Genomic DNA, 23119 nt, shown 5'->3' on the forward strand with positions numbered 1-23119 from the left:
CTCCGGAATGTTGTTGTTATCAGGACTTACGCGCTTTTCGCTTTCTGCCCTTGCGAAAAGATAGGGATGAAGAATCGAAACGGGTCCTCGACGGGGTCAGGCCTCGATGAAATCCGCGATGCGTTCGGCCAGGGCGGCGATGGTTCGGGACGGGTTCAAGCCCACCGCCCTCGGAATGATGGCGCCATCGGCGACATACAGTCCCGGATAACCGAACACCTCGCCTTTGTGGTCGACCACGCCGTCGGCGATGCTGCTGCCCATGCGGCAACCTCCCAAGGGGTGCGGGGTAATGAGGTCTTTCAGGACGTCCCAGGTTGCCGGGACCGTGGCCACGCCGCCGGTGGCTTCCGACAGCGTTCTGTGCATGTCGATCAGCGCCTGAACCGCAGCCTCGGATTTCTTGATGTTCCATTCCAGGTCCATCTTGTGACGGAACGGCGGAATCCAGCTGCGGGAAAGCTTCAGCACGCCGTCCGAGGCGTCGACCGCCTGCCCGAACCAGGGCATGACCGCAGCTAGCGGATCGCTGCCCTGATCGAGGGATTTCAGGACCGAGAAGAAATTTCCGAACGCGTGGTCTTTGCTCAGATCCTGAAGGGCATCCTTGATCAGGTCGGGAAATCCGCCGTCCTGCACCCAGAAGCGTTGCTTGCGGAAAAAGCCGTCCAGGAAATCGATGGCGCTGGTGATGGTGGGGCCGCGGGTCGGCGAAATACGGCGGTCCTTGTAAATGGCCGGGGTCAGGAAATCGCCGTTGGAGCTCCAGCCCTCGCCGAGCATGGCGCTCAGTTCCGGCAGGGTGCCGTATTGATCGCGGCACCGCAGTAGAAGCTCGTTGCTGCCCATGGTGCCGGCTGCGACGATCACTTTCCGGGCGTTCAAATGGCCGGGAACCAGCTTTTGCCGGTCGGGATCGATGACGTCGAAATCGACCCGGTAGCCCGATACGCCGTGCAGAGGCGTGATACGCTGAACCAGGTGCAGGGGTTTGACCACGGCGCCGTGCTTTTCGGCGAGCGGAATGTAGTTGAGGTCCAGCGTGTTGCGGGCCTTCACCCGGCAGCCGATGTCGCAATTGCCGCAGTGGATGCAGGTGCCCTGTTCCAGGCCGAACGAGTTGACGAAAGGCTTGGATTGCTTGTCGTCGAAAGCGTCGGGCTTATCGTAATCGAATTCCGGATCGAAATTGACGGCCAGCGGCATCTTTCGAAAGCGCGCCCGGTGGCCGCAGCGCTCCGCCGCTTCCTTCATGAGCTTCATTTTCGGCGGCCATTGGTTGTCCGGCACTTCCTGCACGTTCAGCATCCTGCCGGTTTTTTCGTAATAGGGTTTCAGGACTTCGTAAGTGATTTCCGCCGGCCAGCCCGCGTCGAACACGAAGGGGTGCGCCTCGACGAAGATGTTCGCGTAAATCAGCGAGCCGCCGCCGACGCCGCAGCCTTGGGCCACGGCCATGTGCCGGTAGAAGCGCATGTCGATCCAGCCGTTGCATTTGGCGGGTTCTTCGTGGGACCACCACCAGGCGTCGTCAGGGCTGCGCGGGTAATCTTTCACCTCCCAGCGTCGTCCGCGCTCCAGAATGCAGACCTTCATGCCTTTTTCCGCCAGGCGGCAGGCGGTGACCGCACCGCCGAAACCGCTGCCGATCACGATCACGTCGTAATGCAGGGTGTCTTCGCTACTTTTGTCGAAGGCCTGCGGACCGAATTTGGGAATGAGGTAGGAGTCCCACAACTTGCCGGCGAAGAAACGGCCGAATTTTTCGATGGCGGCTTTGTCGGCCGGGTTTTCGGCGTTCGGCACGTCGATGCTGGAGAGCAGGTCGGCCAGTTGCTTAATGCCCAGGGTTAGAATGCCGGCGCCCATGACCGGACCGGTTTTGTCCTTGCCCTCATGCAGCGTGGTGTAGAGCGTGGTCGTATCGGACCACAGGTCGGAACCGGCATCGTCCCGGACTTGTTTATGCCCGGCGAGGTAATAATCCTGGCCCTCGTGGTGGATGGCCAGTTCGTAGACCATGTAGGTCGTATCGGGGGCGTTAGTGGGCTTGAACAGGTTGAAGACTCCGCTCGATGCCGCGATGCCTATGCCCAGCGGCGGAAAATCGATGGTGCCCTTCAGAGAGCCGGGATGCGCGGGATCGGCGACGAAACGGTCCAAATCGTCTATGCCGACCTCCGCGTGCATGGCCAGGGTCGTGCCCTCCCGTTTGCCCTGTTGAGCCCCCTCCGCGGGATCGCTTGCGCCTAAAGCAAAATATCCCGACATGGTTTCCTTAAACGTCAACGATAAGGTCGTCATCGTTATTCTCCTCCTCCCGGTTATAGTGATGGATGTATTGGTATAAGCTGGCGCGGAAAAGCTTTTATATATAGCGGGTAATCCGGTTTGCCCGGATTCCGTCAATACGATCCGCGATTCCAAACTTTCCCGAAGCCAATGAATAATAGTCCGCACTGTAAAAAACGGCATCTAAATTGTTGACGATGCTTTACGCGATGGCCGGTGTAGTTTGAACCGGGTTAATCCTTATTTGACCGGACGCAAAATGACTGCCAAGAACGCCTTGGTCTTCGAGCTTTTCGGGATCTTTGCGGGGACGTGATGCCGCCGGGTTCGGCCGTCATGCCTTTCGGCTAGGCAGGCTTTGCGGCTTCAGAAAAGGCGTTTGCGATTGGAAGGAGCCGACTAAAGGCCCGTTTGCGATTGGGAGGGTCGTCCTGGCGCTCCCGGGACGACCGTTTGAGTTTGGGACTGCCGGCATCCGGGACAGAGGCCTGTGATTGCCTTCCTTGCCTCCCGGGTTCCGGCAATCCACGCCGGAATGAGGAAGTAGACCTTAACTTGACGGCATTGCTCTTCGACTGAGTTCAGGACATGCTTCCCAGCCGTCCAATCGAGCCGGTCCAACTGCCGTTTCCAGGGTAATTGGGAGAAAGTTTAAGTCCTGGAGATTCGGAAAAAGTAATACTGCTCGCATCCAACTTTAAAGCCGGGCCGTCATAATTATGGTTGTATCCTTAATTTATTATTTAACCGTATAGTTAAATACTTTAAGCCGTTGGATATTCTCCTTCTGGAAGCGGTCAATCGCCGATATTAGGATTATTGGCCGCCTTGCGAACCCGATGGCGGCAGATTCGGATTCTGGTCGATGACATACATGAACCGAACGAGCGTTTCCCGCTCGGCGTGATCCTTGAACCAGCCGTTTTCGGCCATGCGGGCCTCGCACAGGAATTCGTTGCCTTCAGCGCCGAACCGGGGTTGCAGGCTCCTCGAGAACTCGTAGTTCTTGATCCAATGATTGCGGATGTTCGGAGTGAAATCGTGCTGGGCATAGCGGAAGGACAGGCCTCGCAGGACCTCGGACATGCGCGTATGGTCGGGGAGCAGGATCGCATCGGGATCGTCTTCTTCCTTGGCTTGAAAAGCCGCGATAATCATGCGGCCGCCGGGGGCCAGCTTGGCGTTGAGCTTGGCTACCGTCGCACCGTAATCGCCCATGAAATAAATGCAATCGATCGCCAGGATCACATCGTAATGTGCGCCGGGAAGTTCGTCCTGAATCAGGTCGACGCACCGGAAGTCCAACGCCGGGGTTTTTTCCCGCGTTCTCTGCCGAGCCTGCGCGATGGCGACGTCCGAATAATCGACGCCCAGTATATTGCAGGCGGCACGTTGGTGGATGTACTCCGTGATGTGCCCGTTGGAGCAGCCGACTTCCAGAATCTTTTCGCCCGGCTTGAGCAGCGAAATCAGGAAGTCCAACTCGTCCATGTCCATCATGCCGTGCTGGCACAGGTCCCGGCCGTAAACCGCTTCGCAGAAGCGGGCGTGCGTCGGGCTTTCGGCCGCGCGCCGAAAATATTCGTTGTACCAGGCTTTGGAAAACATCTGAGCCTGGCCCATGTCGGACGTATGGTTCATCAATTCGCTCATGCTCTGATCCATAGTTAGGCCTCTAGTAAATAAACATATTATTAATATCTAATATAATAAGCGCCTTCGGGGCTTGTCGCGAACACGTCGGCCGCGATACCGCCCCGGGTTTCAGAACCGGAAGAACGGCCAGTCGGGCTCAAGTCCGAGCATGATCTGTCCGACCGGTTCCAGCTTGGCCGCGTTGATGAAGCCGTGCTGGGTGATAACGTGGATGTCCCGGAAATGCTTCGAGAACGCATACTCTTCCCGGATTCCGGAGGCGCCGGCGATTTCGTGAATGAGGTCCACGGCCGCCGCGCATTCGAGGACGGCATGGGTCATCGCGAGCTGCATCTTGGCCTTGAGAGCCAGCGTGATGGGTTTCGCGGCGACGGCTTCTTGCCAGGCTTCCTCGAAGACGCCGTAGAAATAGGCGCGGGCGGCGCCGAGCTTGGCTTCGGCTCGTGCGAGCTGCGATTGAACGAGGGCCTGGTTCCTGAGCGTCTTTGTTCCGAACGCGGGCGTTTTTTGAGTGATCAGTGCGATCGCTTCGTCTACGGCGGTGCGTGCGATGCCGAGCGCCGGCGACACGAGCGCGGCGATCGCCGGCCAGACCGTCAGCCGGTAGAGCGGTCCCTGGTAAGCGCTGCCCGGTTTCTCCAGCGGGCCCCATGGCACGGCCCAGTGCTCCGGAATGAACGCATCCTTCATTTCGACGTCATGGCTGCCGCTCCCGCGCATGCCCATGGTGTTCCAGTTGTCGACGATTTCGGCTTCGGACGCGGGAACGGCGATCAGCAGCATTTCCGGGACGCCGCCGGCACCGAGGCGGGGTTGGCCGTCATCATGGATATTCGCGAAACCGAGAAAAGCCGTGGCGTGATGGGCGCCGCTCACGAAGCCGGTGCGTCCCGAGATACGATAGCCGCCCGCGACCGGAACCGCCTTGCGCACCGGGTTGAAGGAGCCGACCGGAATCGCGTCGAATCCGAAAATCTCTTGCGCGGCTTGGTCGCCGAACCAGGGCGCGAACATATCATGGGCGACGGCGATTTGCAGATTCCAGCCCGCCGCGCTGTCGATGCGGGAGATTTCCTCGATGACGCGCAAGCCGGCGACCGGTTCGACTTCGAATCCGCCGAACGCCCTCGGCCGCCACAATCGATAAAGCCCCGCCTCCTGCATCGCCTTCGCTACCGGTACCGCCAGCTTACGGTCGAGTTCCGCTGCAGGGGCGTATCGGCGAATGATGGGTTCGATCTCTCGAACGGTTTTCAGAAGGGAATCGATTGTGGGCATGAATGCCTCCTCGGTTTGTATCGTTACGAATGCAGGTGCGGACCGAGCGCTTTTGGCGGCGCAGGAGAAGGCCGTATTTTAACGGAATGAAGGGCGGAAATCGGGGAGTTGACTCGATGCGGCGAAGTCCGCGGGATGGGTTCGTTCCTCACACCATCCCGCGATGCTTGATCGGAGATCCGACGAAGTCCCGTCGAACAGCTTACGAATTAAAGATAAGCGTCACCGTAGGACGTGTTTTGGTCAAAGTTTTCCCAAACATAGGCCGGCTCGACCAAACTCTTGGTCGGAATCGGACTGGTGATGATATCGAAGACGCCGGAAGCGGTCCTGCCGAGCGTGTCCAGCGTACCCATGATCAAGCCGCCGGTCCCTCCGACGACCGGATTGGTCTTCTTGCTGGCTCCCGCAATATTTTTCGGAACTTCCCCAATTCCGGTGAACAGATTTGCAAATCCCCTGGTGAACTTGTCGCCGACCTGCGAAAAGTAGCCATCGGCCTGACTGGCAGGCGTATAGGCAGCCATCGCGAGGACCGCGGCCAAGAAAAAGGATTTTGCGTTGCACATGGTCGTTTCCTCAGCGTTTGTTATTTTATAGATGGTTTCGTGACGAAACGAAAGTGTAGGACTGCGGAATTGTCCGCGTCAACCGCTAAAGGAAAAACCTCCCGACGCGCTTATGTATCAGAATTCAAAGCCGCGCTTAAAAGCCGTTCGTTCGATTGTCTGGATCTGGGCCCGAGCTCCTCGATTCGGCGATCGACGGCGTCGACGACGTAGCGCGAATAGGGCCCGAGGTGCAGGTACATCGCCATGAAGCCGACCGCGAGGCGCAAGGCCTGCGGGTTGGTCTTGGCGCAGTTCATGAAAGTCTGCCAGAAGGCATCGCGTAGCTCCGGCAATTTATTGAAAACCTTGTTGACCGTTTCGACAGCGCCGACTTTTCGCCGGGCGTCCCCTTTGGGTAAATCGCGCGGGCGGTCCGACCGGTCCAGCATGCTGACGAGCCGATTGATCCGCCCGACATAGGCCGTCGGATCGTAGATCCGGAGGAGGATGTGCCGGTAATCGTCGAGTACGTCCCGGAGCGGACGCAAGGTGTCGAAGTTTAACCCACTGGTGCACTGATCGCCGGCATCCACGTCCGGCATGATGTCGTGGCCCGGATGGAGCCGCCCCTCGTGCTGGAGCCGGCGCGTCAACTGCGTGTTCGGCAAGGCGTAGAGAAGACCCACCATGCACACCGGGATGGCGGCCGCTTCGATGAAATCGGCCATGGCATCGGCGACCGAGTCCTTTTCACTGTCGAATCCGACGATGAACCCGGCGGTGACCATCATGCCGTACGAGTAGATCTTGTGGATGCTTTCCACCATGTCGCGCCGCGTGTTCTGCCTTTTCTTGGTCGCGATCAGAGTCTCGGGATCCGGGCTCTCGATGCCGATGAAGACAAGGAAGAAATTCGCCTGTTTCATAAGCTCTAAGAGTTCGGTGTCCTCGGCGAGATTGATCGAGGCCTCGGTCGAAAACTCAAAAGGAAAGTCGTGGGCTTCCTGCCAGGTCCTGAGTTCTCTCAAAAATGCTTTCACCACCTTCTTGTTGCCGATCAGGTTGTCGTCCACGAAGTCGACGTGGCCCCGATAACCCAGCGCATAAAGCGTATCGAGTTCGGCGAACACCTGCGGGATGGTCTTGGTGCGCGGCACCCGGCCGTAAAGCTCGATGATGTCGCAGAACTCGCAGGTGAACGGGCAACCCCGTGAAAACTGCAAGCCGACGTAAAGATAGTGCTCGAAATTGAGCAGATCGAACCGCGGGACAGGGCTCCTGGCGACATCGATCTGGAATTTCGGTGCCGTGAATACCCCCGATCCGAGGCCCTTGTTCCAGGCATCGACGAACGTCTGCAGAATTCCTTCGGCTTCTCCGAGAACCAGGAAATCCGCGGATTGGTAAATATGCGGACTCGATGTGGCATCCGGTCCGCCCACGACCACGGGTTTGCCCATGGCGTGCGCTCGCCCGATGAGTTCGATCGTATCGGGCTGCTGGGTAATCATGCCTCCCGTCATCACCAGATCGGCCCAGGCGATGTCCTCGTCCATAAGTTGTTCGGTGTTGCGGTTGACCAGACGGACATTCCACTCGCGGGGCAATAATGCGGCGACCGTGATTAATCCGAGCGGGGCGGCCGGATAACGCGCACCGACCAATTCGCAGGCTTCAGGGTAATTCCAGAACGATTCCGATCTGAAGCGGGGATAGATCAACAAGACATTACAAGATGTCACTTCCTTCATGACGCTCTCCAGTCCTTGGAAAATTAGCGGCTGAGTCGGATGAAGGTTCAACAGTGCGCTTCCGTGAGAGCGATGTCAAGGCGGTATCAAGTCCTTTCGCTCTCGGCCAGATTGGCGGAAATGTCCGGGGTGGAGGTCAGTTTGTACGGCGGCGACGAGCGCCTGTGTCATGACGTTCTCACCAGGCATACGCTTCCGGCGCCTCGCCGCCGGGGCCGGGCCAGATGTCGTCGAGCGCATCGAGTATCTCGGGCGTCAGCTTGATCTCCAGGGCGCGGAGGCTGCCGTCCAGTTGCTCCGAGGTGCGCGGGCCGATGATCGGAGCCGTGACGGCGGGATTTTGGAGCAGCCAGGCGAGGGCGAGGTCAGCCGGTTTTTCCCCCAATTCGGCGCTGAACCGCTCATAACGTTCGATGCGGCCGCGATGCTTTTCCACGAGATTCCGCGTCTCTTCCGAACCGCGCCGGCCGCTGCTGACGCCGCCAGCCAAAGCGCCCCTCGCCAGGGGACTCCATGGAATGATGCCGATCCCCAGGGCTTTGGCGGCGGGAATCACCTCCAGTTCGACGGTGCGTTCCGCCAGGTTGTAGAGGCTTTGCTCGGAGACCAGACCGAGGAAATGCCGCGCCGTCGCCACGCCCTGGGCGTGGGCGAGTTGCCAGCCGGCAAAGTTGCTGCTGCCGACGTAGAGCACCTTGCCTTGCCGGACCAGGATTTCGAAGGCTTGCCAGATTTCCTCCCAGGGCGTGTCGCGGTCGATGTGATGCATCTGGTAAAGGTCGATGCGATCGGTCCGAAGACGCCGCAGGCTGTCCTCCACCGCCCGCCGGATATGGTAGGCGGAGAGGCGCTGATCGTTGGGGCCTTCGCCCATGCGGCCGTAGACCTTGGTCGCCAGCACGATGTTCTCTCGCCGGCCGCCGCCCTGGGCGAGCCAGCGGCCGACGATTTGCTCGGTGGCGCCTTCGCCGAGTTTCCAGCCGTAGACGTTGGCGGTATCGATGAAATTGATACCCAGTTCCAGCGCCCGGTCCAGAATGGCGAAGCTGTCGGCTTCGTCGGTCTGGGGACCGAAGTTCATGGTGCCGAGAGCCAGGCGGCTCACCTTGAGGCCGGTGCGGCCGAGTCGGGTGTATTGGATGGTCATGGCGATAGCGACGTGTAAGAAACCGAGAGGCGTTGGAGCAATCAGCGCGCCCGGAAATACGGGGTCGGCCAGTCGGCGTCCTCGCCGAGGGCGGCCGCGGCGTGCAAAGGCCAATGCGGGTCGCGCAGCAGTTCTCTGCCGAGGAGCACGGCGTCGGCGCTGCCCGACGCAATCACCGCTTCCGCCTGGTGCGGCTCGGTGATGAGTCCGACCGCGCCGGTGGCGATGCCCGTCCGTGCGCGGATCGCCTGGGCGAACGGCACCTGATAACCCGGCGCCGCCGGCGGAACGGCGTCCGGAAGCAGACCGCCGGAAGAGGCGTCCACCAGGTCCACGCCGAAATCCTTAAGCCGGTCGGCGAAGCGGATGGATTGGTCCAAATCCCAGCCGCCCTCGGCCCAATCGGTGGCGGAAATCCGAACGAACAAGGGCAGATGGTCCGGCCACGCAGCCCGAACCGCCGCTACCACTTCCAGCGGGAATCGCACCCGATTTTCGAAGCGTCCGCCGTAAAGATCGGTTCGCCGGTTGCTCAAAGGCGAGAGAAAAGAATGCAGCAAATAGCCGTGGGCGGCATGGATCTCGACCACTTCGAATCCGGCGGCCAGCGCGCGTTCGGCGGCCCTGGCGAAGTTCCCGACGATGTCGGCCAGGGCCGCTTCGTCCAATTCTCGCGGCGTCGGATGACCCGACGAGAAGGGCACGGCGCTCGCGCCGAAGATCGGCCAGCCGCCCCGCTCGGGCGGCAAGGGTTTTTCGCCGTTGGCCGGCACGTCACAGGAGGCTTTGCGGCCGGCGTGGGCAAGCTGTATGCCCGCCACGGCGCCCTGGGCGCGGATGAAGTCCGTCAGCCGACGCAAGGAAGGAATGTGATCGTCCGACCATAGACCCAGATCAGCCGGGCTGATGCGGCCCTCGGGCACGACCGCGGTGGCCTCCAGCATCACGAGACCCACCCCGCCCGCGGCGCGCGCGCCGTAGTGGACCAGATGCCAGTCGGTGGGATGGCCGTCCCGGGCGGCGTATTGGCACATGGGCGCCAGGAAAACGCGATTGCGGAATTCGACGCCGCGCAGGGTCCATCGGGAGAACAGCCGGGGCTGAACGGCTGATTTCGGATCGGCAGCCGTCATAGTTGACTCCTCAAGCGACGGCCGCCGTTGGCGCGGCCGATCGTCCTGTCAGATACGCCACTTGATCCACCGCCGGTTCGTTCGGTAGTTTTCCGAGCGGATTCCCGTGCTTTCCCGGTACCCCGGACATTCGGGAGATCGAATTCGAGCTGGAAAAATATCGCCGTCCGGAGGGCATCGTGCTGCCCCGCAATCCGACTGTCGCCGTGGCGGAGAAGGTCTGAGGCCGGAGACGCCTGCGTCGGTAGGTGACGCGTACCCGGCATTGCGCATTCATTAAAGAGCGTTGCATATACGAGATGAAGCTTGCTCATGGTCACCTCCCGGAAACTGTGCCTGCCGACCTGCGATCTTTCCGACCCGTACCGCTAAACCGGGGTGAAAAATGCACTAACGCCGGGAAATCCGACGGGCTGAATCATCCCCTTCAGCCGCATGATGTGCCGGGGAGGAAATGCGGTCAAGCGATCGGCAACCTCAACCTGTATGGTGTTTGAATGCAGGAAGGCGCTAAACGGAGTGTTGAGGGTGTAAACGATCCATGCCAACATTAGACCCAAATTTCCTACCTTCCACCTTTGTTTTTGTTCGCCAGGAGGTACGACATCATGCAAGTCACACGGCGCCAGTTTTTCAAACTGAGTGCCGCAACGCTTGGGGGTTCCACGCTGACGGCCTTGGGTTTTTCGCCCGGGGAAGCGCTGGCGGAAGTGCGCACGTTCAAACTGACGCGCACCACGGAAACCCGCAATACCTGCCCGTATTGCTCCGTAGCCTGCGGCATCATCCTGTACAGCCTCGGCGACAAGGCGAAGAATGCCAAGTCCGAAATCATCCACATCGAGGGCGATCCGGACCATCCGGTGAGCCGCGGCAGCCTGTGCCCCAAAGGCGCCGGCCTGCTCGGCTTCGTCCACAGCGAGACCCGCGTCACCTTTCCGGAATTTCGCGCGCCGGGTGCCAAGGAATGGACGCGGGTCACCTGGGATTTCGCGCTGGAACGTATCGCGAAACTCATGAAGGACGACCGCGACCGCCATTTTGTCGCCCAAAACGACAAAGGACAGACGGTCAACCGCTGGCCGACGGTCGGGTTTCTGGCTGCCTCCGCCGCCTCCAACGAAACCGGTTATCTCACCCACAAGGTTCTCCGCAGTTTAGGCATCGTAGCGCTCGACAACCAGGCACGCGTCTGACACGCACCGACGGTGGCAAGTCTTGCTCCGACATTCGGTCGCGGCGCCATGACCAATACCTGGATGGACATCAAGAATGCGAACGTCATTCTGGTGATGGGCGGCAATGCCGCCGAGGCGCATCCGGTAGGCTTCAAATGGGTGATCGAGGCGAAGGCCAACAACAAGGCCAAGCTCATCGTGGTCGATCCGCGGTTCAACCGCACGGCCTCGGTAGCCGACTTTTACGCGCCGATCCGCGCGGGAACCGACATCGCTTTCCTCAGCGGCGTGATCCGTTATTTGCTGGAGCACGACGCGATCCAGCACGAGTACGTCAAGGCGTATACCAATGCCGGCTTCATCGTGCGCGAGGACTTCGGCTTCGACGAGGGGCTTTTCACCGGCTACGACGAGAAGACCCATCAATACGACAAGAGCACCTGGCAGTACGAAACCGACGCGCGGGGCTTCGCCAAGGTCGACGAGACCTTGCAGCACCCCCGCTGTGTCCTGAACCTGCTGAAACAGCACGTCTCCCGCTATACCGTGGACACGGTTTGCGACATCACCGGCACGCCCAAGGATCTGTACCTGAAGGTGTGCGAGGCGATCGCCTCGACCGCGGTGCCGAACCGGACCCTGACGAGCCTGTACGCGCTCGGCTGGACCCAGCACAGCATCGGGTCCCAGAACATCCGGACGCTGGCGATCTTGCAGCTGCTGCTGGGCAATATCGGCATGCCGGGCGGAGGGGTCAACGCGCTGCGCGGCCATTCCAACATCCAGGGGCTGACCGATCTGGGCCTGTTGTCGGAGCTGTTGCCGGGCTATCTGAATCTCGCCCGCGACGAGGAAGCGACCCGCGCCGCCTATCTGGAGAAGCGCACGCCGAAGCCGCTTAGGCCCGGACAGGTCAACTTCTGGTCCAATTACCCGAAATTTCATACCAGCCTGATGAAAGCCTGGTACGGCCAGGCGGCGACACCGGACAACGACTTCGGTTACGACTGGCTGCCCAAGATCGATCAGCTCTACGACGGTCTGCGCGTCTTCGATCTTATGGAGCAGGGCAGGATGACGGGCTATTTCTGCCAGGGCTTCAATCCGCTGGCGTCCTTCCCGAACAAGGGCAAGATCGTTTCCGCCCTGTCCCGCCTGAAATTCCTGGTGGTCATGGACCCGCTGGCCACGGAAACCTCGGAATTCTGGCAAGACCACGGCGAGTACAACGACGTGAAGCCGGAGGACATCCAGACCGAGGTGTTCCGCCTGCCGACGACGTGCTTCGCCGAGGAGGAGGGGGCGCTGGTCAACAGCTCGCGCTGGCTGCAATGGCACTGGAAAGGCGCCGAGCCGCCGGGCGAATGCCGCACCGACATCGACATCATGGCCGAGCTGTTCCTGAAAATGCGCGAGCTTTACCGGCAGGCGGGCGGCGCGTTCCCCGATCCGATCCTGAATCTGCACTGGCCCTATCGGATTCCCGAGGCGCCGGCGGCCAACGAACTGGCGAAGGAATACAACGGCTACGCCCTGGCCGACATTCCCGATCCGAAGGAGCCGGGCAGGGTACTGGTCAAGGCCGGCAAGCAACTGTCGAGCTTCGCCCAGCTTCGGGACGACGGCAGCACCGCCTGCGGTACCTGGATCTTCTGCGGTTCCTGGACCGAGGACGGCAACCAGATGGCGCGGCGAGACCCCTCCGATCCGACCGGGCTGGGCATCGCGCCGGGATGGGCCTGGGCCTGGCCGCTGAACCGGCGGATTCTGTACAACCGAGCCTCCTGCGATCCCTCCGGCAAGCCCTGGGACGAGAAGCGCAAGCTGATCGAATGGGACGGGTCCAAATGGACCGGGCTGGACGTGCCGGATTTCAAGGCCGATGCCGGACCGGACAGCGGCGTGTCGCCGTTCATCATGACCGACGAGGGCGTCGCCCGCCTGTTCGCCCGGCATCTGATGGCCGAGGGACCGTTCCCCGAGCATTACGAGCCCTTCGAAAGCCCGCTGGGCGCCAACCCGCTGCACGCCAAGGTGATCAGCAACCCGGCGGCCCGCGTGTTCGCGAACGACAAGGCCATGCTCGGCGACCGCGAGGAGTTTCCCTATGTGGCGACCACCTACCGCCTGACCGAGCATTTCCATTTCTGGACCAAGCACTCCAGGATCAACGCCCCGCTCCAGCCGGAGCAGTTCGTGGAAATCGGCGAAGAACTGGCCCGGGAACTCGGCATCGCCAACGGCGAGAAGGTGGCGGTGCGCTCCAAGCGCGGCGCGATCAAAGCCGTGGCGCTGGTGACCAAGCGCATCAAGGCGCTGAAGGTGGCCGGGCAGACCGTGCATCAGATCGGCATCCCGATCCATTGGGGCTTTACCGGGGCGACCCGGAAAGGCTACATCGCCAACACCCTGACGCCCTTCCTGGGCGACGCCAACACCCAGACTCCGGAATTCAAGGCATTCCTGGTCAACGTGGAGAAAGACTTGAGCGAACTCATGCCGCACACCCACAAGCCGGGCGAAGGCCATGAAGAACGCAGGCGGCCCAACGGCACGACCCGCGCCACCGAGAAGACATCTTGGCTGGTGCGGATTCTCAAAGGCCGGACGGAGGTTTAGACATGGCATTGCAATCCCTGGATATCGTCCGGCGCTCCGCCACCACGACGCCGAGTCCGCAGCAGCGGCAGACCACGGAGGTGGCCAAGCTCATCGACGTCACCAAGTGCATCGGCTGCAAGGCTTGCCAGTCAGCCTGTCTGGAATGGAACGACCTGCGCGAGGAAGTCGGGATCAACGAGGGCTCCTATACCAACCCGCACGATCTCACCGCCAACAGCTGGACCCTGATGCGCTTCGCCGAGACCGAGGAAAACGGCACGCTGGAGTGGCTGATCCGCAAGGACGGCTGCATGCATTGCGCCGACCCCGGCTGCCTCAAGGCCTGTCCGTCGCCGGGCGCGATCATCCAATATTCGAACGGCATCGTCGATTTTCACGAGGAAAACTGTATCGGCTGCGGCTACTGCATCGCCGGCTGCCCGTTCGACATCCCGCGCCTCTCCAAGAAGGACAGCAAGGTGTACAAATGCACCCTTTGTTCCGACCGGGTGGCGGTCGGCCTGGAACCCGCCTGCATCAAGGCCTGTCCGACCCAGGCCCTGGTTTTCGGCAGCAAGGAAGACATGATCGAGCACGCCAACGAGCGCATCGCCGACCTGAAGGAACGCGGCTTCGAGAACGCCGGACTGTACGACCCCGCCGGCGTCGGCGGCACGCACGTCATGTACGTGCTGCACCATGCCGACAAGCCCGGACTCTACAACGATCTGCCCAAGGACCCGGTCATCAGTCCCACGGTCGGGCTGTGGAAAGGCATCTTCAAGCCCCTCGCCACCGCCGCGATATTTTTCACCGCCCTGGCCGGGTTCTTCCATTACGTCACCGTCGGTCCCAGCGAAACCGAAGAGGAAGACGAGGATAAGAAGCCATGAACACCCAGCACGGCCCGAAACTAATCGACCGCTACAGCCCGTGGGAACGGCTCAACCACTGGATCACGGCGATCACCTTCCTCATGCTCGCCTTCTCCGGGCTGGCGCTGTTCCATCCGTCGATGTTCTGGTTCACCCAGTTCTTCGGCGGTCCCACCTGGACGCGCATCCTGCATCCCTATATCGGCCTCGTTATGTTCGTCTCCTTTTCCTTGCTGGCCCTCAAGTTTTGGCACCACAACCTCCTGACACGCAACGATATCGTCTGGCTTCGGCGCATCGGCGATGTCGTGCGGAACCGCGAGGAAAGGCTGCCGGAAGTGGACCGCTACAACGCCGGCCAGAAACTGCTGTTCTGGACCATGATCGGTACCATCTCGGTGCTGCTACTGACCGGCATCGTCATCTGGCGGCCCTGGTTCGCTCACTACTTTCCCATCGACATTGTCCGCCTGGCACTGCTGCTGCACGCGGTCTGCGCCTTCGTCATCATTTGCGGCATCATCGTTCACATCTATGCCGGGATATGGATCAAGGGGACCCTCGGCGCGATGGTGCGCGGAACCGTCACCCGCGCCTGGGCGCGCAAACATCATCCCGGATGGTACAAGCGGGTGACCGAGGGAGAGAAACATTGAGCGGGCCGGGAAACGTCGGTTCCGCGCGGGAAGGCACGCCTAAAGGCAGTCAGAGCTTAGGGGCTCCGCCACCGTTGCGATTGCCGTCCCGGCAGTCGCCGTTCGCCAAGCGGGCGGCGCGCTTTTGGCGACTCGCCGAGGACAACTCGAGCCTGGCCGGCTACCTGGCGCTGATGGCCGATCTGACCGACGCTCAGCACAGTCTTTGGGAGCACTTCCCCCACACGCTCCTGCCGGATTCGTATACGGGCGGGCCGCCGCTGGATATTTCAAGCCGGCACCGCGACCCCACTTGGCGTGAAGCCCTGCGCCTCATCGCCGAACGTCTCGATTCCGGATCGGAGCCGCTCACCGCGCTGTGCGAGCGCATCCGGGGGGCGGCGGACGAGGAACTCGAGCACTGGGCAGCACGTCTGCTCAGCGCCGACTTCGAGGGCATCGATCCCGGACTCGCGCCGTTCGTGGCCGCCGCTCTGCAAGCGAACTGGACGTCGTCGTCGGCCCGCCTGGACCTGGACAAGTTCGGCGCGATGGAGTCCGGGCATCTCTGCCCGGTCTGCGGTTCATGGCCGGTGGCGAGCGTGCTGCAGACCGGCGGTTCCGTGCAAGGCCTCCGCTATCTCTGTTGCAGCCTGTGCTCCACCGAATGGAACCGGCCCCGCATCCACTGCATACACTGCGGCTCCGGCAAGGATGTAGCCTACTTCGGGCTCGAAGGGGCGGGCGAGGCCGTCAAGGCGGAAGCCTGCGCCGGCTGCAAGACCTACGTGAAGCTCATGAACCGGGAAAAGGAACCGTTCGTTGACCCCTTCGCCGACGATCTCGCCACCCTCGGTTTGGATATCCTGATGGCCGAGCAAGGATACGAGCGCCTGGGATTCAATCCGCTGCTGATACCCGGCAGCTGAAACGGGGGAGGGGCTTTAGTCTACGACCGCGTAAACCATCGCGGGCTGGAGCATTTTCATATCGACTATACGGGCGCTCGCGAGTAGGTCGGGGAATCCATTCCCAACGGGGTCGTCGGCAAAGGATTGCCGACCTACGAAGGCTTGAATCCATTCACCCGAGCCGAAGGCGCCAACGACGTCCACCAAGCCGGTTTTGCCGTATGAGCGCGATGAAAACGCTCTAATGCTGCCGCTTGCTTCAGATCATCGTAAGCAAATCAAGCCTGCAAACTTGCCGACAGACGACAAAATTCCTCAAGAAGCCCCCTTGACAAATAAGACGACCGGTCATATTGTTCATGCCCCATGAGGAGACGAGATTCCGCCGAAATTCGAGAAAAGCTGCTCGACCATGGCGTCATGCTTCTTATGGAGCAGGGCTACCATGGCACGGGAATCCAGGACATCGTTGAAAGCGTCGGCATGCCGAAGGGGTCTTTCTACAACCACTTTCCCAGCAAGGAAGCCTTCAGTGCCGAGGTCGTCAAACACTACATCGAGCCGTTCATCAAGCAGCTCGACCGACATTTGAACCGCAAGGGTGTAAATGCGGAGGCGGCGCTGAAAGCGTATTTCAATGAGCTCATAGAAGAGACCGAGCGGCGAGACTTCAAAGGCGGGTGCCTGCTCGGCAACCTGATCGGCGAGATCGGCGAAACAAGCGATCTTTGTTCTACCTCGCTGCGCGATGCCGTCCACCGTTATCGCGACAAACTGAAAGAGGGTATCGCTCGCGGGCAAGCGGAAGGAAGCTTCCGAAAAGACCTGACAGCCACGTTCATGGCCGATCTAGTGCTCAATCTCTGGCAGGGCGCTTTGCTTCGCATGAAAATCGAACGTTCGGTTCAGCCCCTCACGCAGGTTTTTGAGTTTCTTCTCGACGATTACTTCAAAGCCTGATTTTTTTTGCCTGTTAATAAAACGACCGGTCATCTTATTTGTGTCCAAACTGAGAGAAAGGAGAACCGAGATGCTTAAAAGCATGAAATGCCATCCCTTCAGCCGGGCCTCTTTACGAGCATTGAGTTTGAGCGCCCTGAGCGTCTTGGTGCCGGCCACGGCAAGCGCTGAGCTGCTCGCCATGCTCAACTATGAAAGCAAGGTTGGGCAGCCGAATCGCAGAGAGGGTATTGCGGTCATCGATGTGGACCCGAACTCGCCCACATTCAACCAGATTGTCAAAGACACGCCCTTGCCCCCGGATTTCGTGGCGCATCATATCTATTACAACAAAGACGTAACCAAGGCTTATGTCACGTCCCTCGGACATACCGAGCTCTATGTTTACGACCTCTCGAAGTTCCCCGACGAAAAGACCGTCGTATCCGTCCCGGATTGCAAGGTGGGCGAGGACATAACGTTCTCGGACGATCGCAAGCACTGGTATCTCAGCTGCATGGGGTCCAACAATGTCATCGTCGGCGATGCCCGGTCGGATAAGCCGATTGTAACGATCGGGAACGACGGATCCAGCGACAAGTTCATAAAGTATCCCCACGGTGTGATGCTCAACGACGACCTCGACCGCATCTTCGTGACAAGCACGGTCAACCCCGATGATCTGAACGACGCCGGCGAGACGGTCTCCGTCATACAAGCGTCGACCCGAAAAATTCTGTCGACCCACAAACTCTCGAATAAACCCTCGCCTTCCGGGGAAGCGCCGGTCGAAATTGCTTTCATCCCACATCGCAAGCCCCAGATAGCCTACATAAACAACTTGTACGGCGGAGCGCTGTGGACCGCCACCTGGCGTCCGGAGAGCGAGGACTTCACTTTCCGGAAGGTATTCGATTTTGCGGAAACAGGCCAAAGTCTCCCGCTGGAAATGGGCTTCAACGAAGCAGTCGATCGCCTCTATATCACGACAGCCAAGCCCGGCGCGTTCAACATCTTCGACATCGAAGATCCTTACACGCCGAAACTGCTGTCGACGATCCCGACTGCGGGCGGCGCGCATCACTTCGTGCTCTCGCCCGATCATCGCCACGCCATCGTTCAGAATAGCTTCATCAATTTGCCGGAGATGGACGACGGTTCGGTGAGCGTAATCGACTTGCACCAGAACAAGGTGGTCGCGACGGTCGACGTCCTCAAGAAGGCCGGTCTGACCCCGAACTGCATCATCGCGATGCCGAATGGTATAAGAGCGATCACTGAGACGAATGCGGCCAAACCCCTTGCGAATCGCCGATTGCGGGGACCATGACCGCTAAGCAGACGCGGACGTCCGTACGAAGTTCAACCGGGAGAGCCCTGGGTTCTCCCCGTCCCCTACGGGTAGGCGAGGAGGGGAGGGACATCGGGGAGCAGTCCTCGCGCGCCGACACATGCCGGAATTCGAGAACTGTCCCCATTCACCTGCGGGGGAAGAGATCGACCGTCAAGGCCGCAAACCATGGGCGCGCCTGATTCGCCTTCAGCGGGATTGCGGAGGCGAGCTCGGCGCAGCGGACCGGTCGCCGTTTCTTTTCAGAAACTCCGGGAGCGTGGAGGTGTCTTTGACAATCGTGGCTGCGCTGTTCCAGCGTTGCGTTTCACTGAATGTGGGCTGCGACATCGTTACGCGCTTCGGCATATGCCGGCAAGCTGCCACTCCCTCGCCGGAGGCGCACCAGCAAGTAGCCCGGATGAAACGCAGTGGAATCCGGGAGACTCGAGGCACCGATCGTCCCGGATTCCGCAAAGCTACATCCGGGCTACGCGATTGCGTCGCCATTTTTTGCGAAACCTTTTGGGACCTCCAAGTCACCAAAAGGAGCAAAAAATTGGCGACGAGTTATTGCCTTCGGCGCCCCGGCCGTCCCCGCTCGTCTGGTCCGGACCCAACAAGGGGTCCGGACACCGCTCGCAGATGACTCGACGCCCGGTCGCGATGCCTTGTGTGAGACCTCCGACCGCCGCTATCGCGTCGACCTTCGGTCTCACACCCGGCGCTCGGGCTTCCGGGGACTACTCGACTCGCTCGCTCACTCGCTCCATGTCTCGCAGCGCCGGCTTCACTAAAAGACGGGAAGCGGGGGGCGAAAGAGTGCTTGACCAAATAATGAGAATCATTATCATTACTATCATGGAGGATGCGTCATCATGGGTTCCATAACTCCCCCTTTGAACGAGAAAGACAGCGTCAGGCTTCGAATCAGCGTCGACAAGCTCTCGCAGCTCATTGAAACAGGGAGCCTTTGTGCGACCGATTTTGCCTGTCTCGATCACCAATCCAAAACCACGATACAGGGCTTATTCCTGCGGTTCTGTCTGCGTGGATGTCACGCCCATCGAAGCGTGCGGGTTGGCCGACCGCCACCCATGACCGATTCGCCCAGTTGAGTGCCGGTCCCGGCAGACCTCGGAAACCGTTTGACCCACGTGTTCCGAGCGAAGGTGAGGGCTTGGGGGGGAATGGTCGAGCGTGATCACCCGCAAATGTCCGGGACACGATCAACTTTGGCCAAAGCGGGGGCCATTGCGATAGAGATCGAGATTTGCGCCCGCTTTTACACATGAACGCCCGTGCGTTCCAGAACTTAAGGAGAGACCCGTGCAACGAAAAGCTTGTAATACCGAAACCTTGGCCCGCAGCGAAGTCTGCTCGGTCGAGTACTGCCGGAGCTGCGCCGTGTTCCATGTCAATGTCGGCCCCGTCACGGTGCATTTCCGGCCGTCCACTTTCCGAATGTTGTGCACTACGCTGAACGCAGCACTCGCCCGATTTCGACACGTTCGTCCGGTATTGTCGTCCTGTACCGCAAATCAAGACGAGATCATCGATCGTAGTCCGTGAAGAGCAAGCAAACAATCAATACGAAGTAACAAGGGCGGCGAGAGGAGCGCCAGGGACGAAACGATGAGCGGAGTAGGGGCGACTTGGGCGGACGCATCCGTGCTGGAAGACGTTCGGCGGCAGAGAGCCGAGCCAATGCAGCAGACCGGCGCGGACTTCGGCGCCGTCATACACCACGTTCAGCGAACAAGACCGGCGATTGGTCCGGATCTCCCGCACCCCGTCCATATACGCGACACGGGCTTCGAACTCATCGACGGCGAAACAAGGATGCGCAAGCCGGGCGAGCCGCAGCGGAAACCGCCGGTCGGTATTCTCAAGAACCTCTAGGTGACTCGACAATGAAGCTTGAACACGACTCATCTTCGCCCGGATCGGGCGCCATCGAATTGGCGGATGAGGACCGTCGCCGACTGCGAGTCGCTTTCTGCCAGCTCGAATATCCCAGCTTTGCCGCCCATCTGGCCCACGCCGTCGGCACTCCCGTCGACAAGGGGCTCAAGCTGATACCGCCGCGCTGGCATCGTCGCTTCTCCGGACACTTGCAGGCGGGCATCGGACGGCTTCTGGAAGCCGTGGTCACCCGCCTCGGGCAGGGGCGGCCTCGCAGCGAACGCTTCTACCGTCGCATGGCGCGGAGCACGGGCGCGATTGGCGGATTGTTCGGCGGTTCCGCATTGCTGGTGGAACTGCCGCTCACCACCTTGATCATGCTCGCGGCCATCGCCGAAATCGCCCGCAGCGAAGGCGAGGATCTGAACCGGCCGGAAACCCGTCTGGCCTGTCTCGAAGTTTTCGCTCTGGGAGGACGCTCCAAGGCCGACGATGCCGCCGATACCGGTTATTACGGCTTGCGCCTGGCTCTCGAAGCCGCCGTCAAACAGGCGTCACGCCACATCGCCGCACAAGGCTTGAGCCGGAAAGGAGCGCCGGCCATCAGCCGAATGATACTCATCGTATCCGAGCGCTTCGGACTGATACTGTCGGAAAAAGCCGCAGCGGAAATGCTGCCCTTGGCCGGCGCGGTCGGCGGCGCCTTCATCAACGACTTGTTCGTCCGGCATTTTCAGAGCATGGCCCGCAGCCATTTCGTCATGCGCCGGCTGGAACGCCGCTACGGGCGGCATTACATCGAGGCCGAGTATCGGAAGCTGAAATCGGTTCGGCACGAGCGCTGGCCAGACAAGCCGGCCATGATGGCGCGGTCCGCATGATGCTAATGAGGACGATTCTCGGAAAATGGTCAAGTATTCTTTCTCACGCCCGCTTTCCGGTCTTTTGAATAAAGATGCGACAAGCTTCACCCCGCTCGCCCTATCGCCTCTACCCGGAACACAACGTGACGGTCTGAAACCGTCCCCGACCATAACACCAAGTGCCCGGCAAAAGGGCGTTTGTGAAACGCGCGCATTGTTTTTCGTTCCGATCAATCCCGCCGCTCGCGAGATTTTCGGACGCGACGCACCGCTTAGAATTCTCCCTACTCTTCGATTTGAACGTGCAATGTCTGCTGTCACTGCTCCACCGCTTTCGCGGCACCCAACCCGTCCGCGCCGACTGACGGTGCGACAAACCGAACGCTTGAGTCCGCATCTGCTTCGCGTCCGTTTCTTCTCCGAGGAACTGCATGACTTCCCGGACGCCGGTCCCGGCGCGCACCTCAAGCTGTTCGTGCCATCGTCCGGCGTCGCGACGGTTTTGCCGACGATCGGGCCCAGCGGTCCGGAGTGGCCGGAAGGGCCTCGCCCGGCGTCGCGCACCTACAGCCTGCGCCGTTTCGACCGCTCGCGGCGAACCCTGGACATCGACTTCGTGTTGCACGGCGACGACGGACCCGCCTCGCGCTGGGCTGCGCGCGCCCGGGCCGGAGACAGCATCGGACTCGCCGGCACCGGCGGGCCGAGGCTTTCCCGCGCCGACGCCGATTTCCACCTGCTGGCGGGCGATCTGACGGCGCTGCCGGCGATCGCCGCGGTGCTGGAAAATCTGCCGGCATCGGCGCGCGGTGCAGTCCTGATCGAAGTGGAAGACGCCGGCGACGAACTCGATCTTCGGCATCCGCCCGGCGTGAAGCTGCGCTGGCTGCGCGGAAGCGCTCCCGGCCGGCTGCCGGACGCGGTGCGCGGAATCGATTGGACGTCGTCGGCCCGGATCTTCGCCACCGTCGCCGGCGAAAACGACGCGGTGCTCGCCATCCGCCGCCACCTGCGCCGGGACCGCGGTGTGCCGGCCGAGTCGCTGTACGCGGTGCCGTACTGGCGTCGCGGCCGAAGGGAAGAGGATTATCACGACGAACGCCATCGTCTGATGGAGACCGATTCATGAATCCGGCGCTGAGTCTTGCATCGATTTTCCTGCTCTTGCTGTTGACGGCCTGCGACCGTTCCGCCCCGGATTCGGCGGCTCCGGATCTTGCGAGCCGAAACATGACCGACGCGGTGGGGCGGGTGGTACGGATACCCGCCGTTCCACAGCGGATACTGGCGCTGAGCGAACTGGATCTGGACGCCTTGCTCGCCCTCGGCTTGCGGCCGGCCGGCGCCACCAACGCCCGCGGCAGCGATCGCCCGCCCGCCTATCTCGGCACGCGCGCCGCCGGAATCGAAGGTCTCGGCAACTTCGCCCAGCCCTCGCTGGACCGCGTCGTGGTCTTGCAGCCGGACCTGATACTCGCCGGCGGTCAAGCCGATCCGGAGCGGCTGGCCCAATTGGAGAGCATCGCGCCGACCGTGGTCAGCTTCGCTCCCGGAGAATTCTGGCAGGACAGTTTTCGGCGCATCGCCGATGCTGTCGGCCAGCCGGAGGCGGGACAACGGGTCCTCGACGAATACCGCGCACGCGCCGCGGCCTTGCGGGAAAAACTCGGTGCGCATGCCGGCGAATCGGTGAGCATCGTCCGCCTGACGCCGAACGGCCCCATGTTCATGTTCGGCGATGCCTTCGCCGGACGCGTGCTGGCCGATCTGGGACTGGTGCGGCCCTCGGCCCAGCGCGCTCCGGGGGCTGGTCACGCGCCTCCGCTGAGCCGCGAAATGCTGGCCGATATCGACGGCGACTGGCTGTTCATCGGCAACTTCACGCCTGACCCGAACAGCGTGGCCGCATTGCGCGGGGAACCGGCCTTCGCCGGATTGCGGGCGGCACAGCGCGGCCACGTGCGCGAAGTCGATGCGACGTTATGGACCCTGATCGGCGGTCCTCTGGCGGCGCAAGCCGTGCTCGACGATGTCGAGAGGGCCATGCTCGGCGCAACTTCGGAACCATGAAGCT

General features: G+C 61.1%; 17 protein-coding genes and 1 pseudogene. 11 read left to right on the top strand and 7 right to left on the bottom strand.

The window, feature by feature from the left end; genetic code table 11:
- Positions 1-96: 96 nt before the first annotated feature.
- The 7 genes from sS8_RS24320 to sS8_RS24350 form a co-directional block, all read right to left on the bottom strand.
- Entirely contained in the window at positions 97-2304 is a 2208-nt protein-coding gene (locus sS8_RS24320; RefSeq protein ID WP_232020422.1) for a GMC oxidoreductase, read from the bottom strand.
- Positions 2305-3108: 804 nt separating this feature from the next.
- Positions 3109-3957 (bottom strand): class I SAM-dependent methyltransferase, encoded by an 849-nt coding sequence (locus tag sS8_RS24325; RefSeq protein ID WP_232020423.1) that lies wholly within the window; start codon positions 3955-3957, stop codon positions 3109-3111.
- A gap of 99 nt (positions 3958-4056) precedes the next feature.
- Positions 4057-5226, bottom strand: a complete 1170-nt coding sequence (locus sS8_RS24330) for an acyl-CoA dehydrogenase family protein (RefSeq protein ID WP_119632041.1) — start codon at positions 5224-5226, stop codon at positions 4057-4059.
- 209 nt (positions 5227-5435) lie between these two features.
- Positions 5436-5771 carry an exosortase system-associated protein, TIGR04073 family gene (locus tag sS8_RS24335; protein ID WP_232020424.1) on the bottom strand — a complete coding sequence of 112 codons (336 nt, stop codon included), beginning with the start codon at positions 5769-5771 and terminating at the stop codon, positions 5436-5438.
- Positions 5772-5905: 134 nt separating this feature from the next.
- Positions 5906-7528 (bottom strand): B12-binding domain-containing radical SAM protein, encoded by a 1623-nt coding sequence (locus sS8_RS24340; protein WP_119632043.1) that lies wholly within the window; start codon positions 7526-7528, stop codon positions 5906-5908.
- Between the two features lie 178 nt (positions 7529-7706).
- Positions 7707-8675 (bottom strand): aldo/keto reductase, encoded by a 969-nt coding sequence (locus sS8_RS24345; RefSeq protein ID WP_232020425.1) that lies wholly within the window; start codon positions 8673-8675, stop codon positions 7707-7709.
- Between the two features lie 41 nt (positions 8676-8716).
- Complete coding sequence (locus sS8_RS24350) at positions 8717-9808, bottom strand: NADH:flavin oxidoreductase/NADH oxidase (protein ID WP_119632044.1); 1092 nt, start codon at positions 9806-9808, stop codon at positions 8717-8719.
- Between the two features lie 608 nt (positions 9809-10416).
- Between sS8_RS24350 and fdnG the strand changes: the two are divergent.
- From fdnG to sS8_RS24415, 11 genes and pseudogenes are all read left to right on the top strand, one after another.
- Positions 10417-13467, top strand: a pseudogene (gene fdnG / locus sS8_RS24365) (formate dehydrogenase-N subunit alpha); the annotation flags it as partial.
- 140 nt (positions 13468-13607) lie between these two features.
- Positions 13608-14480, top strand: a complete 873-nt coding sequence (gene fdxH, locus sS8_RS24370) for a formate dehydrogenase subunit beta (RefSeq protein ID WP_119632047.1) — start codon at positions 13608-13610, stop codon at positions 14478-14480.
- Positions 14477-15118 carry a formate dehydrogenase subunit gamma gene (locus sS8_RS24375; RefSeq protein ID WP_119632048.1) on the top strand — a complete coding sequence of 214 codons (642 nt, stop codon included), beginning with the start codon at positions 14477-14479 and terminating at the stop codon, positions 15116-15118. The genes fdxH and sS8_RS24375 overlap by 4 nt, the downstream gene beginning before the upstream one ends.
- Positions 15115-16026 carry a formate dehydrogenase accessory protein FdhE gene (gene fdhE, locus sS8_RS24380; protein ID WP_170161244.1) on the top strand — a complete coding sequence of 304 codons (912 nt, stop codon included), beginning with the start codon at positions 15115-15117 and terminating at the stop codon, positions 16024-16026. Before sS8_RS24375 ends, fdhE begins: the two co-directional genes overlap by 4 nt.
- Positions 16027-16374: 348 nt before the next feature.
- Positions 16375-16968, top strand: coding sequence for a TetR/AcrR family transcriptional regulator (locus sS8_RS24385; protein ID WP_119632050.1), 594 nt, complete (start codon positions 16375-16377; stop codon positions 16966-16968).
- A 70-nt stretch (positions 16969-17038) separates the two neighbouring features.
- Positions 17039-18277, top strand: a complete 1239-nt coding sequence (locus sS8_RS24390) for a YncE family protein (RefSeq protein WP_232020426.1) — start codon at positions 17039-17041, stop codon at positions 18275-18277.
- 1329 nt (positions 18278-19606) lie between these two features.
- Positions 19607-19849 (top strand): hypothetical protein, encoded by a 243-nt coding sequence (locus sS8_RS27835; protein WP_133719187.1) that lies wholly within the window; start codon positions 19607-19609, stop codon positions 19847-19849.
- A 63-nt stretch (positions 19850-19912) separates the two neighbouring features.
- Positions 19913-20179 (top strand): hypothetical protein, encoded by a 267-nt coding sequence (locus sS8_RS24400; RefSeq protein ID WP_145986672.1) that lies wholly within the window; start codon positions 19913-19915, stop codon positions 20177-20179.
- Positions 20180-20190: 11 nt separating this feature from the next.
- Positions 20191-21063, top strand: coding sequence for an EcsC family protein (locus sS8_RS24405; protein WP_119632053.1), 873 nt, complete (start codon positions 20191-20193; stop codon positions 21061-21063).
- 289 nt (positions 21064-21352) lie between these two features.
- Complete coding sequence (locus sS8_RS24410; protein WP_119632054.1) at positions 21353-22174, top strand: siderophore-interacting protein; 822 nt, start codon at positions 21353-21355, stop codon at positions 22172-22174.
- Positions 22171-23115: an ABC transporter substrate-binding protein gene (locus sS8_RS24415; RefSeq protein ID WP_119632055.1), complete on the top strand. Its 945-nt coding sequence runs from the start codon at positions 22171-22173 to the stop codon at positions 23113-23115. The genes sS8_RS24410 and sS8_RS24415 overlap by 4 nt, the downstream gene beginning before the upstream one ends.
- Positions 23116-23119: the final 4 nt, after the last annotated feature.

The organism is Methylocaldum marinum (genome assembly GCF_003584645.1).
GTDB lineage: Bacteria > Pseudomonadota > Gammaproteobacteria > Methylococcales > Methylococcaceae > Methylocaldum > Methylocaldum marinum.

Bases quoted from the DNA above. Each gene is read 5' to 3' on its own strand.
- sS8_RS24320 (WP_232020422.1), bottom strand. From the start codon at position 2,304: ATGACGACCTTATCGTTGACGTTTAAGGAAACCATGTCGGGATATTTT.
- sS8_RS24325 (WP_232020423.1), bottom strand. From the start codon at position 3,957: ATGGATCAGAGCATGAGCGAATTGATGAACCATACGTCCGACATGGGC.
- sS8_RS24330 (WP_119632041.1), bottom strand. From the start codon at position 5,226: ATGCCCACAATCGATTCCCTTCTGAAAACCGTTCGAGAGATCGAACCC.
- sS8_RS24340 (WP_119632043.1), bottom strand. From the start codon at position 7,528: ATGAAGGAAGTGACATCTTGTAATGTCTTGTTGATCTATCCCCGCTTC.
- sS8_RS24345 (WP_232020425.1), bottom strand. From the start codon at position 8,675: ATGACCATCCAATACACCCGACTCGGCCGCACCGGCCTCAAGGTGAGC.
- sS8_RS24350 (WP_119632044.1), bottom strand. From the start codon at position 9,808: ATGACGGCTGCCGATCCGAAATCAGCCGTTCAGCCCCGGCTGTTCTCC.
- fdxH (WP_119632047.1), top strand. From the start codon at position 13,608: ATGGCATTGCAATCCCTGGATATCGTCCGGCGCTCCGCCACCACGACG.
- sS8_RS24375 (WP_119632048.1), top strand. From the start codon at position 14,477: ATGAACACCCAGCACGGCCCGAAACTAATCGACCGCTACAGCCCGTGG.
- sS8_RS24385 (WP_119632050.1), top strand. From the start codon at position 16,375: ATGAGGAGACGAGATTCCGCCGAAATTCGAGAAAAGCTGCTCGACCAT.
- sS8_RS24390 (WP_232020426.1), top strand. From the start codon at position 17,039: ATGCTTAAAAGCATGAAATGCCATCCCTTCAGCCGGGCCTCTTTACGA.
- sS8_RS24400 (WP_145986672.1), top strand. From the start codon at position 19,913: ATGAGCGGAGTAGGGGCGACTTGGGCGGACGCATCCGTGCTGGAAGAC.
- sS8_RS24405 (WP_119632053.1), top strand. From the start codon at position 20,191: ATGAAGCTTGAACACGACTCATCTTCGCCCGGATCGGGCGCCATCGAA.
- sS8_RS24410 (WP_119632054.1), top strand. From the start codon at position 21,353: ATGTCTGCTGTCACTGCTCCACCGCTTTCGCGGCACCCAACCCGTCCG.
- sS8_RS24415 (WP_119632055.1), top strand. From the start codon at position 22,171: ATGAATCCGGCGCTGAGTCTTGCATCGATTTTCCTGCTCTTGCTGTTG.